The sequence below is a fragment of the Elizabethkingia miricola genome, assembly GCF_001675285.1.
GTDB lineage: Bacteria > Bacteroidota > Bacteroidia > Flavobacteriales > Weeksellaceae > Elizabethkingia > Elizabethkingia miricola.
Map to the genome: position 1 here is coordinate 234,097 of NZ_LSGQ01000004.1, position 12,847 is coordinate 246,943.

General features: G+C 34.6%; 12 protein-coding genes. 10 read left to right on the forward strand and 2 right to left on the reverse strand.

The features are described 5' to 3' along the window. Positions 1-155 precede the first annotated feature (155 nt). The 6 genes from ATE49_RS07030 (at position 156) to ATE49_RS07060 (ending at position 4,447) form a co-directional block, all read left to right on the forward strand. Positions 156-392, forward strand: a complete 237-nt coding sequence (locus tag ATE49_RS07030; protein WP_065081585.1) for a hypothetical protein — start codon at positions 156-158, stop codon at positions 390-392. A gap of 41 nt (positions 393-433) precedes the next feature. After that, positions 434-895, forward strand: coding sequence for a hypothetical protein (locus tag ATE49_RS07035; protein ID WP_260255816.1), 462 nt, complete (start codon positions 434-436; stop codon positions 893-895). A gap of 19 nt (positions 896-914) precedes the next feature. Next, a complete protein-coding gene (locus tag ATE49_RS07040; RefSeq protein ID WP_065081587.1) occupies positions 915-1,460 on the forward strand; it encodes a hypothetical protein in 546 nt (181 codons plus the stop codon). Continuing rightward, positions 1,457-2,434, forward strand: a complete 978-nt coding sequence (locus ATE49_RS07045) for an ATP-grasp domain-containing protein (RefSeq protein ID WP_065081588.1) — start codon at positions 1,457-1,459, stop codon at positions 2,432-2,434. Before ATE49_RS07040 ends, ATE49_RS07045 begins: the two co-directional genes overlap by 4 nt. A 173-nt stretch (positions 2,435-2,607) precedes the next feature. Next, positions 2,608-3,633, forward strand: a complete 1,026-nt coding sequence (gene gwsS / locus ATE49_RS07055) for a grasp-with-spasm system SPASM domain peptide maturase (RefSeq protein WP_065081590.1) — start codon at positions 2,608-2,610, stop codon at positions 3,631-3,633. Beyond that, positions 3,614-4,447, forward strand: coding sequence for a GLPGLI family protein (locus tag ATE49_RS07060; protein ID WP_065081591.1), 834 nt, complete (start codon positions 3,614-3,616; stop codon positions 4,445-4,447). Before gwsS ends, ATE49_RS07060 begins: the two co-directional genes overlap by 20 nt. Positions 4,448-4,560: 113 nt before the next feature. Here ATE49_RS07060 and ATE49_RS07065 read toward each other — a convergent pair whose 3' ends face one another. Both ATE49_RS07065 and ATE49_RS07070 read right to left on the reverse strand, forming a co-directional pair. After that, positions 4,561-5,262 (reverse strand): DAPG hydrolase family protein, encoded by a 702-nt coding sequence (locus tag ATE49_RS07065; protein WP_065081592.1) that lies wholly within the window; start codon positions 5,260-5,262, stop codon positions 4,561-4,563. 70 nt (positions 5,263-5,332) lie between these two features. Then, positions 5,333-5,938, reverse strand: coding sequence for a Crp/Fnr family transcriptional regulator (locus ATE49_RS07070; RefSeq protein ID WP_169817112.1), 606 nt, complete (start codon positions 5,936-5,938; stop codon positions 5,333-5,335). Between the two features lie 470 nt (positions 5,939-6,408). Here ATE49_RS07070 and ATE49_RS07075 point away from each other — a divergent pair, with 470 nt between their 5' ends. From ATE49_RS07075 to ATE49_RS07090, 4 genes are all read left to right on the forward strand, one after another. Further along, positions 6,409-7,512 (forward strand): metallophosphoesterase, encoded by a 1,104-nt coding sequence (locus tag ATE49_RS07075; protein WP_260255818.1) that lies wholly within the window; start codon positions 6,409-6,411, stop codon positions 7,510-7,512. A 91-nt stretch (positions 7,513-7,603) separates the two neighbouring features. Next, positions 7,604-10,939 (forward strand): DEAD/DEAH box helicase, encoded by a 3,336-nt coding sequence (locus ATE49_RS07080; RefSeq protein WP_065081594.1) that lies wholly within the window; start codon positions 7,604-7,606, stop codon positions 10,937-10,939. Between the two features lie 246 nt (positions 10,940-11,185). Then, positions 11,186-12,076, forward strand: coding sequence for a class A beta-lactamase (bla, locus tag ATE49_RS07085; RefSeq protein ID WP_065081595.1), 891 nt, complete (start codon positions 11,186-11,188; stop codon positions 12,074-12,076). Positions 12,077-12,233: 157 nt separating this feature from the next. Continuing rightward, positions 12,234-12,740, forward strand: a complete 507-nt coding sequence (locus ATE49_RS07090) for a hypothetical protein (RefSeq protein ID WP_065081596.1) — start codon at positions 12,234-12,236, stop codon at positions 12,738-12,740. The last annotated feature ends 107 nt before the right edge of the window (positions 12,741-12,847 follow it).

Below are 12,847 nucleotides of genomic sequence, written 5' to 3' on the forward strand. Positions count from 1 at the left end.
CATTCATAAAGCATTATCATCAAAATAAAAAAAATACAATTAACTATAAATCAGCATATTGCAAATGTTAAACTATGTTAATGTTTTTTTTGTACAAATAAATATCATCAAATTTAAAATGTCAATAATGACACATAATTTTAAATATTTTATTTATGAAAAAAGACAAATCAATTGAAAACCTTCGGGAAAAATTACAACTGGGAGGATTCACCAAAACATTTGGTTCTAAAATCGTTGGTGGAAACAGGTCCTTAACGATTAAAGAGGTTGTAATCACAGTTCCAAGACCTGCTGCATTAGAAAGTGAATATGACGACGATGGTAGTGAAGATGGAGATAGACCTACAGATCCATCAGGTCCAGGAAAGAACACTGGCCCATGGTATTAGGTTTTCTTATGACAAAAGGGATGTTAAGGATATACACATATATGTCCTTAACATTCTTCTTACTATTTGCTGTTAGCTGTACTTCATATAGTAAATATGCTTCCTACAACTCGATCCCGGAAAAATCTGAATTTTATTCAAATGGTAATTACTATCGGTATACCAATGAATATTATAAAATTACGATGCTTATGTTTGGAGATTTTGTTTATGCACAAAATATGCAGCAATACAAGAAGATGATGGCTGATAAATCGATAACCAATAAAATACCTTTTAAAAGCCGGAACAAATTATTATATGCCTTTACAACTTATCATAATAACGCTACTGTATTCGAACACTTCTTTGATATTTCCGCAGGCCAAAAAAAATACCCTGACAGTGATTTTATAAAAACCATAAAATGCAATAATAAGAACAAGATAACACTTGTTATTTCTGAAAATGCTTCAAGAAGCGATGCTAAATTTTTAATGGATAATTTTAAATGCATTGAATGATTTTTAAAAATGTCAACGTATGAAGAAAAATATTATAAGAAATATGTTAAAGACGTATAAACAAATGTCCTTAGTATTCTTTTTACTATTTGTATATAGCTGTACCTCATACAGCAAATATGCATTATACAATTCTATTCCAAAAGAAACAGTCCTGTATCAGGGTGATCAGTATTTTAAATATGAAGGAAGTAATTTTAACGGCAATTATTATAAATACACCAATGAATCCCTTCGTATGACAATGCTAATTTTTGGAGCTTATGTACATGCACACGACAAGAAGAAATACAACAAAATACTGCAAAGTAAAGAAGTAACAGGTGTGGTGAGTTTCCATACATCTAAAAAATTATTATACGCTTTTACAACTTATCATGATAATCCAATGCAATTCATGGCATTCATAGATCTTTCAGTAGGCAGAAAAAAAACGTACCCAAAAGGATATTATACAAAAACATTGCAGTGTGATAGAAAAAACGATGTTACATTAACAATTTCAGATAAAATGAATAAAAATGGAGCTCAGTTTTTAATGGATAATTTCAAATGCATTGAATGATTTTAATTATCTCAAGAGATTCTGAGCCAACTACAGACCTTGTTATCGACTGGCTAATAAAATGGAATACTCCTTTTATTCGTATTAATGATGAGCAATATAATGATATAAAAATAGATTTTCAAACTAATCTATTCAAAATAAAAGGAATTGATATTAATGAAATTAAAGTTGTATGGTTTAGAAAATACTCGCCCAACATAGATGAGATTACAAGAAATTATTTGACAAAGCAAATCTCAAAGTCTTTTAATCAGTTTTACAGTTATGAAGCATCAGCTTTTTGTCAATTCTTTTTTAACGAATTACGAAAGATAAAAAAAATCAACTGGCTGACAAGTCCTTTCTTTTCGACAGAAAACAAGTTACTACAGATGAAAATAGCCAAAGAATTCGGACTACTCATACCCGATTCTTATGTCATTACTTCAAAGTCCGATCTTATTGAAATAATAAAACTTCATAATGGAAAAGATTTAATAACAAAACCTTTTGAAAATTGTAGGCATTTAAAGGTAAATGGAGAATCTATACAAATGAGGACTAAGGTAATAAATGAGCATATAGATAATATCCCTGATTTTTTTCCGCCAGCACTAATACAGAAAAGAGTTGAGAAAAAATTTGAGCTTAGAATCTTTTATTTGACAGGCAGATTTTTTACCACTAGAATTATAGACGAAAATAAAAATGAAGTTGATCACAGAGTAAATGCCCTCCATTTTGATTGTAGATATGAAGTGTATTCTCTGCCAACATCGGTAGAAATTAAGTTGCAAAAAATGTTACAGCATCTGGATCTAAACTGCGCCTCGATTGATATGATTATAGATACTAATGACAATTATGTTTTCCTTGAAATTAATGCTACAGGGCAGTTCACATACCACTCCGTTTTTAACAATACTTATTTGGATAAAGAAATCGCTTTATCACTTAAAACACTTTATGAAACTTATGAAAAACAGAATTAACTTAATATATTTTACTTTAACTCCTAAGCTCACAGAACATTTAAAAAAGATATCGTTAAATGTACCTAACAGCAAGAAGCATCACATCTTTTCAAAAAGGTACAATACAAATAGTCTGAAAGTGAAGCTTTATGATAAGGTAAGCACTCCGTTTATAGACACAAAATTATTTGATGATGAATAAATTCTTTATTTTATATCAGGATTGCCAGATTGTAAAAGGAGCAAAGAATATATTACTCTGTGATTTGTATACTAAGAACTCAATAAATATAAATGAAGTATATTCTTATTTTGAAGATGATCTTTCTATTTTATATGAAGATAAGATTAAAGTAATTATTGACTTCCTTATAGAGGAAAAATTTGGATATATATCTGTTGAAAAAAATAGACACCATAAAAGTCTTCAGTGGGAATCTTCTAAACTGATCAATGAGGTTATTATTGAACACTCAAGAAATGAAGGATTCTCTATAGAAAATGTATATAAGAAACTAGAATCCATTGGTGCTGAATTTATACAAATCCGTTTTATAGATTATAGCTTCAGAAAATTGAAAAAAGTACTTTCATTATTATCATCATCAAATATCAGAACAATTGAAATTCTGGTACCCTATATGGATGAAGATAAAAATTCTGCGCTAATCAGTTATATTGAGAAAAATCCCAGAGTTCAGATATTATACTTTTATAATTCACCATTTAATAAAAGCCTTAACAAGCCTTTTTATTTTAATGTTATTTATTATGAGAGGAATCTGACTGACGAAAAACTATGTGGCATTATTAATACCGATTACTTTTTAATCGATATAAAAAACTTCTCGAAATCAAAAAATGTAAATAATTGTTTAAAGGACAAATTGTTTATTTCCAGAAACGGAACAATAAAAAACTGCCCTTCGCTTAATCTTGAAATTGGCCATATAAATGATATTTTAATTGAAGATCTTTATACAGTAATAGAAGCAGACCCTGTTAGAAATATTACAAAGGATAGTATTGAAATCTGTAAAGATTGTGAATACCGATATATATGCACAGATTGTCGAGCTTATCTAGAAACACCTTCAAATCCCTTATCAAAACCTTTAAAATGTGGATATAACCCATATAAAGGTATTTGGAATGATTGGACGAAAAATCCATTAAAACAAACCACAATAAAATATTATGAAATTGAAATTAATTAAAACTTGTCTGACTTTTATTACAATTGGTTTTTTACCTGCCCAAAGTTTCCGGGCTTTTTATGATACGAAATATAAAACAGATTCTACTAGTGCTGAATTTGTAACTAAGAATATGATATTGGATTACAATATTGATAACTCTGTATTTTATTCATACAAATTATATAAAAGTGATTCTACAATTGTTTCAAACGAAGCTCTGAATAAGATAACAAAGACTGTATCGAGAGATTATGTTTTCTTTGTTAAAAAAGATTTAAAGAATGGAAGTGTAAAAAAATATTACAATATTTTATTAGATCTTTTTGAGATTTCTGAAAAGCTTCCGAAATTTAATTGGAAGCTATCCAAGGATTCAAAAGTTATCGGACAAATGAAATGTCAAAAAGCAACAACATCATACAAAGGCAGAGACTGGATTGCCTGGTTTACAACTGACATCCCTGTACATGAAGGTCCTTATATTTTCAATGGACTTCCCGGACTTATTGTTGCTCTGAATGACACTAAAAATAATTACGAATTCAGTTTAGTAAAAATACTAAAAGGATCTGAAGACTTATATGTAAAAAATCCAAAACTAATTAAGAGTATTCCTGTAACAATTCATCAGCTAAATAAAGTATATACGGACTATTATAATGACCCTTATAAAGAAGCCAAAACCGGTAAAGTAAAAATGAAATTTGTTGATGAATCAGGTAAGCCTGTTACACCAAATTTTAATGAACTAACTAAACAAAAACAGTTTACAATAAGAAAAAATAACAATCCTATAGAACTTTTGGAAGCAATAAAATATCCGGGTGATTAATTACAAAAACTCCCGATATAGTCGGGAGTTTTTGACTGATCATATGAAATCACTTAGTGCATGTAGCCAATTTCCTTTTTTCCAATTTCTAACTTCTAAATTCGTACTTACTTTCACCATGGCAGCGGAGCCTTATCACCATCCTGATTTTCGGCATAATAAACAGAAGCCAGAAAACGGGACAGGTAAGTAAATTCTGAATAGCAATGCTGCATAAGTCCCAATCCAATTTCCTCAGGTAAAGGATTGGGTGTATCGGCTACCGTAGCACCCAAATAAAACTGACTTCTGAGCACACAGCCAAATGGAGTATCGCGGGCTACATGAAACATATAACCATCTGCTGGATCACCATTATGGTCTACAGGTGCATTCGTTCCAAAGCCAATTCGGGCATATACTACAGCGCCTACATCTTCGTTATCATAGGCCTGGTCTAATAATACCGGATTAAATACTTCTGCAGGATCGTGAAATTTGATAACCGCCGGTAATGGCGGAATATCACCCAAAGACTCTGTAGCCCGTATTGTAGCTCCGATATAATTTTTATTCTTTATCCAAAAGCTGTCCCAGCCGCCATGCGAAACATGATCATGCGGATGCCACCATTTCAGATGCACCGTTGTTTCAAAATATTTGAACCACCAGTCCAGCATACGACTTTTGCAGCCATGCAAATCTGTACGTACTGAGACCTGAAGCATCCCGTTATCCAGTCTTTTCACTCCGGTTTCCAACATCATGGGCTTTGGTGAAAGCAATTGATCAATCGTTGAAAACAAGGTTTCAGTTTCTTTTTCTTCCGCTATCATAATTTTATTTTTTGGGGTTATCTATACCTCAAATGTAGTAGCGAAAGCAAATAGAAAAACTTAACCATGGTTAAGACTTTGGCAGAATACGACTATGCCCTTTCTTTAGAATACGGCTGTAGGCTTCTGGAGTAATACCCAGAAATAAGGCAACATATTTATACGGAACATCACGGACAACTTCGGGATAATGCTGTTGCATAAAAGCAATCATCTCTGGTTTCTGGTACATCAGCTTTATATTGGTCATCCAGATATCTTCGGTAATAATCTCCAGCACGATTTTACGGAGTACCTTCCCTACACTACTGCCATTATAGTAATATTCCATAAACTGTGCAGCTGAAATAGCAATTACCCTGCAGCTTGTCATGCTCACCACCTGATACTGAGAAACAGTTTGATTAAGAAGGCTGTCGAAATTAGTACAAAGATTTCCGGGCGTAAAAAACCTTCCGATAACCGTCTTATCCCTCATCGTAAATTCCGAAGCCAGTATACCTTCCGCAACAAACAGTACATCGGTGAATCTCAGATGCTGCTTCAGAATAACCTCATTCTTCTTATAAGTTCTCACCTCTGCATTTTCCAGCAATCCCCGCCATTCTTTATCCTGAAGAACTTCTTTTAGTTTAAATATATCAATCAGGTATTCTTCCGTACTCTTTTCCGTCATAACCATCCATTCAATTTCAATATAAAAATAAAAAATTAATGTAACAATTTAATAGTGTAGCAATATGTGAATGGGTGAATGGGTGAATAGGTAAATTCGTGTAACCGTTAAACCGTTAATTTGCTTATACGATTAAATAGTTGCACGATTCTGCGATTAAACAATTTTACAGTTACACGATTACACAGTTTTACAATTATAATAAGTTAATCTGTGAATTTGTGTAATCGTTAATTTGCTTATACGATTAATAGTTGCACGATTCTGCGGTTAAACAATTTTACAGTTACACGATTAAACGATTTTACAATTATAATATGTGAATTTGTTAATTCGTAAAATCGTTAATTTGTTTGTACGATTAACTAATTTCACGGTTTCACGGTTCCACGATTAAACGATTATACAAATTAGCAACCAGCAACCAATTCCCCATTATCCCTTATATTTGTTCATATTAATACTATATCATGATATTTTCTCCTGTAAAATCTGCGCTACTATTGTTATTTTCTCTCAGCATATGTACTGTTCAAGGACAAGAAAAAAGAGCTGTTAATTCGTCCGATGGTCCATATGTAAGCTATAAAGGCGACAGTATCCTTGTGCAGCAAATTGAGGCTGGCAGCCAGAAAAAAGAACATTACCTTCAGAAAAATAAGAAAGCTATAAAGCTGCGTATCAGTTTTTCAGATGCACCGGAGAAAAATTTTGAAGTAAAACTAAAACAAAATATTTCGAATGAACCTTCTGTAACGGCACAGCCTAAGAAAATGCTGGTACTCTCGGATATTGAAGGCGAATTCGATGCACTGAGAGATCTCTTACTGGCCAACAAAGTCATTAATAAAAAATACGAATGGATCTTTGGAGACGGACATCTGGTGATTTGCGGAGATCTGTTTGACAGAGGAACCGAAGTACCTGCAACAATGTGGCTGCTTTATAAACTGGAAGAGGAAGCTAAACTGAAAGGTGGCTACGTTCATACTATTTTGGGCAATCATGATATTATGAATCTGGCAGGTAACTTTAAATATGTAGATCAGAAATATTTTCTGAATGCGGAAAAGCTAAATCTTTCCTATGCAGATTTATACAGTGAAAAAACAGAACTGGGGCAATGGCTGAGAAGTAAGAACCTGATTGAAAAAATCGGCGATAACCTGTGTATGCATGGTGGCATTTCTCCGGATGTTAACAATCTTGGGCTGACCATAGAAAAACTAAATGAAATAGCCAGGCCTTACATTGGCTGGAAAAACCTTAAAAATACTGTTACCGACAGTACTATTCTGAAAATATTCAACAGCACAGATGGCATTTTCTGGTACCGCGGATACTTTAAAGAGCCTGTAGTAGATGAGAAAGTTGTAGACCAAACGTTATCCTTATTTCAGGTAAAAAGAATTATTGTGGGTCATACGATTGTAAAAACCAATGTTGGATTTTACTATAATAAAAAAGTACTGGGTGTAGATGTAAATCAGCACAAAGGAGATCATCAGGCAGCTTTATACGAAAATAACAAATGGTACAAAGTAGGTATTACCGGAGATAAAATACCACTGTAACAATAACGCTTATTTTTTCAGATTCAGAGGTACTTATACAGAGGTAAAGCTTCACTAAAATCCTTACTTTTGTTTTTCACTAATTCAGCGCATGGAACTGCCTAAGGAATATATCTTACCGGACTTTAATATAAGAACACTGCATATATACGATCTGCTAAAGCATACAGCAAATGCAGATTTTATAGCTGTGAAGGAGTTTCAGGATATTTATCCTGTTGCACTGGAACTAAATGCCGGTGTGTTTACGAAAAGTTCTTCTTTGTCAGATTTCCCCAGAGTAGCTGTTAGTCAGGTAGGTTCCAATCTGGTAACATCGTGCTCCTGTAATTCTGCTGAAGATAAGCTGTGTATACACCAGGCCGAGATTATTCACTGTCTCCTTGAAGAAAAAGATTACCGCATTTTCTTTGATGCATATCTGCGGCATAAAACCCTGCTCCCTTACGCTAAAAGCTATGGACTGGAAGAAGAAGGCAATCTGGATATATATTTCCGGTTGGATTATCTTAACGGCCGGCTTCAGGTAAGTCCTAAAATAAAAGAATTACTGCAGGTAGACGAGCATATTCTGAAAAGAGATCTGCTCCCCCGCCGTACATCCATAATAAAGGATCTGGCCACACAGGACACCAACAAAAAGCAGATACTGGTTATTGGTAAACACCGCTATTACAATCAGCTGAATTTCCAACTGATGGAAGCTGATACGACCCAGACCGGAAAGCTTAAAAACCCGGTAAACAGTATCGATGTAATGAAGCAGCTGTGGAAAGCAGAACAGGCTTCAGAGATTAAATTCTATACTGCTATTACAAGCTTCAACAATCAGTACGGAGAAACCGATCCTGCAGAAGCTGAAGCCCTGAGACATATTGTGCAAAATCCATTGAATCTGGAGGTTTATCTCCACGACAGAGCTATAGCAGAAAGCATATCGGCAAAGTCATTAATTCCTGTGAATTTGAATACACTGCAGGCTGAAATCCAGCTCCATGTCTTCCGGAAAGAGCCTTTTTATGAAATAACCGGAGAATTGCTATTCAGAGATACAACACTTCCCTTCAGTCAGGTAGTTATCCGAAACGAATATTTTGTTTACTACCGGAATACCTATTATCTGATTACAGATCCTGATATGCTGCGGGTGATACAGTTCTTTAAATCCAACAACGAAATATTACTCGTCCACAGCTCCAGATACGAAGTCTTCATGCAGAGTATACTGACCCAACTGGAACAACGGGTACAGATTAATTATAGCTATATCCGTCAGGCAACACCTACGGAAATTGCCCATAAAGATTACACAATCGAAAAACTTATTTATCTGCATCAGGAAGGCAATTATATATCCATTACACCGGTAATAAAATACGGCAATGTGGAAATTCCGGTGTACTCCCGCAAGCAATTGCTGGATACCGACCAGAACGGAAATGAATTTAAAATTGAACGTGACCACAATGCTGAAATCCGGTTAACCAGAGTAATAATGGAACAGCACTCGGATTTCCGAGAACAAATAGAAGAACAGGAATACTTTTACCTGCACAAAGATAAGTTCCTGGATGATGAATGGTTTTTAAACGCCTTTGAGACATGGCGAAACGAGGACATAAACATACTGGGATTCAACAATATTAAAAATAACAAACTCAATGCGCACCGTGCCAAAATCACTATAGAAGTTACAAGCGGAATAGACTGGTTCAATGCACAGCTGAAAGTAGGTTTTGGGCATAAAAAAGCTACTCTGAAACAGGTACACAAAGCCATTCGGAACAAGAGTAAATTTGTACAGCTGGATGACGGTACTCTTGGAATACTGCCGGAAGAATGGATACATAAAATTGCCCGTTATTTTCAGGCTGGCGATATTGATGAAGAATTGCTGAAAATCCCTAAAGTAAGCTATACCGAAATACAGGATTTATTTGAAAAAGAAGTTCTGAGTAAAGAAGTACAGGCAGAAATAGCTTCCTATACTCACAGTTTTTCTGCAAATGCAGAAATTCCAGAAGTTGCAGTACCTGAAACTTTGAATGCAGAACTAAGGACTTACCAGCGGGAAGGACTGGACTGGCTAAACTTCCTGGACATCCATAATTTCGGAGGTTGCCTTGCAGACGATATGGGACTGGGTAAGACGGTACAGATTATTGCTTTCATCCTCTCGCAAAGAGAAAAGCATGGCCATACAACCAGCCTTGTGGTACTTCCTACTTCCCTACTTTTCAACTGGCAGGAGGAATTGGCTAAATTTGCACCTTCTGTAAAAGTATTAACCCATTATGGCACAGACAGACAGAAAAGTACAGCAGATTTTCAAAAATACGAAGTCGTACTAACCACTTATGGCATGTTGCTTTCTGATATTACATTCCTGAAGAAATTCAGATTCAACTATATATTTCTGGACGAATCACAAACCATTAAAAATCCAAACTCGGAAAGGTATAAAGCAGCACGTTTGCTGCAATCCCGTAACAGGATTGCACTAACCGGAACCCCTGTGGAAAATAATACTTTCGATTTGTACGGACAGCTATCTTTTGCCTGCCCCGGACTATTGGGAAGCAAACAATACTTCAAAGATATATATGCCATCCCTATCGACAAGTTTGAATACAGCAAACGGGCTATAGAGCTTCAAAAGAAAATAAAACCTTTTATCCTGAGAAGGACAAAAAAGCAGGTTGCTACAGAATTGCCGGAGAAAACGGAGATGCTGATTTATTGTGAAATGAATACGGAGCAGCGCAGGATTTACGACCTCTATGAAAAGGAAGTCCGGGACTTTATATCAGCTACTGATGAAGATGAAATCCATAATAAAAGCATGCATGTATTAACCGGACTTACGAGACTTAGACAGATATGCAACTCCCCTGTTCTGCTAAAAGATGGTCATTCCGGAGATCATGCCGTAAAGATTGAGATTCTGACAGAACAGATAGAAAACAAATCCAAAGAACACAAAATACTGGTATTCTCACAATTTGTCGAAATGCTGGATCTGATTAAAGCTAAGCTGGATGAAAAAAGCATCCGCTATGAATACCTTACCGGACAAACCCAGAATCGTGGTGCTAAAGTCCAGCACTTTCAGAATAATGAAGAAGTACGGGTTTTCCTGATCAGCCTGAAAGCTGGCGGTACAGGTCTGAACCTTACCGAAGCCGACTATGTATATCTTGTAGATCCTTGGTGGAATCCTGCAGTAGAAAATCAGGCTATAGACCGCAGCTACCGCATTGGCCAGACCAAAAATGTAGTAGCCGTACGAATGATATGCTCTGGTACCATCGAAGAAAAAATGATGAACCTCCAGAAGAAAAAGAAAAAACTGGCTCAGGATCTTATTACCACCGAGACTTCATTCTTCAGCAGTCTTTCTAAAGACGATCTGCTGAGTATTTTATAGATTGTTAATTTGTGGAATTGTTTAATCATAGAATCGTAAAATTAGCTAATCGCACAAACGATTTTACGATTTTACGAATTCACTCATTCACATATTCACCCATTGACTATTTGTCCAATCGTATAACTGTATAAGCAGATTAATGATTTAACGGTTACACGAATTTACATATTCACCTATTCACACAATTTGGGTTTTTATAGCTATTTTAGGCTCCGAAAAACTAAATTAACATAACACACTTTTATGGCTAAAAAAGCTATTTTGAGCATTATTGCATTATTGATGTCACTGCCTTTTTTCTCTCAGATTCATGAGAATACAGTACTTAAGAAAACTTTAGAATCTATTATTTCTGGTAAGAAAGCTACTGTTGGAGTATCTATTATGGATCCCGACACAAAAGAAGTTACCTGGATAAATGGAGATCAGATGTTACCCATGCTGAGTACCGTGAAATTCCCCTTAGCTCTTACTGTTCTTCATGAAGTAGAAAAAGGGAAGCTTTCCATGGATCAGAAACTATTCATCAAAAAAGAAGAACTATTAGAAGATACCTGGAGTCCATTTAAAGAGAAATACCCACAAGGCAATATTACAATAACTTTGGAAGAAGCGTTGAAATGGACAGTTTCTTATAGTGACAATAATCTTACAGATATTCTTTTAAGGTTAATCGGCGGCCCTGAAACTGTTCAGGAATTCATAGACAGCAGCAGCTTTATCATCAAGAATGATGAAGAAGGCATGCATAAAGATTGGGATTCCCAATTTATTAATAAAATCACACCCAATTATGCTACTCTGTTACTGCAGGAATTCAGTAATGGTAAAATACTAAACAAGGCACATACACAATGGTTATACAATGCCATGCTGAACAATGCAAGCGGCAAAAAACGCCTGAAAGGCAATCTTCCGGCAGGAGTGAAAATTGCCCACAGAACCGGAACTTCATTCACCAATAAAGAAGGAATGACCGGAGCAATTAATGATTACGGAATAATAGAATTGCCGGGCAAGAAAAAGATTTATATTGCTGTCTTTGTACACAATACCTATGAGAGCTTCGATGATTCTGAAAAGATTATTTCTGATATTGGCAGAGCAACTTATGATTATTACACTAAAAAATAAGCAATTAGTTGTTGGTTGTCAGCTAATTGCGAAACCGCGGAATTGTTTAATCGTGGAACCGTAAAATTGTATAAACAGATTAACAAATTTACGATTACACGAATTTACAAATTCACACATTCACCTTTTACTACATTAACTTTCATACTTTAAACATATGACTTATAAAGATTTTTTTCGGGTATTAATAAAAATTGTTGGTTTGTATTTCTTTATACAGACCTTGTTTTCTTTTCTTCCTTCTCAGATATCAATAGCTTTCCTTAATTCAGATTCTTTAGAAGCAGTGGGCGCAATAGTCTATACAACACTTATTATTATCATATGCTTTGGCATCTTATATTTTCTCATTAAGAATCCGGATAAAGTAATTGATCTTTTTAAACTGGATAAAAACTTCGATAACAACAGTATAAATATTCAGAATCTAAGTTCCAAAAGCCTTATAACAACCGGACTTTTTATAATTGGCGGCTATCTGGTTATTAGTAATATTACCAGCTTCATTGCATCTGCCTATTATAAAATAAAATTAGACCACTCTTCTATTCCTTTACCCGATATGAATAACAGTTTTACTATACTAAACAGCGCCCTGAATGTTATTCTGGGGTTTATACTTATTGTATACAGGAAAAACATTACAGCTTATTTTGAGAAATAGCTAAATGGTTGTTAGTTGTCAGCTAATTGTGAAACCGCGGAATTGTTTAATCGTGAAACCGCATAACCGTGTAACTGTAAAACTGTTTATGCAAATTAACGATTTAA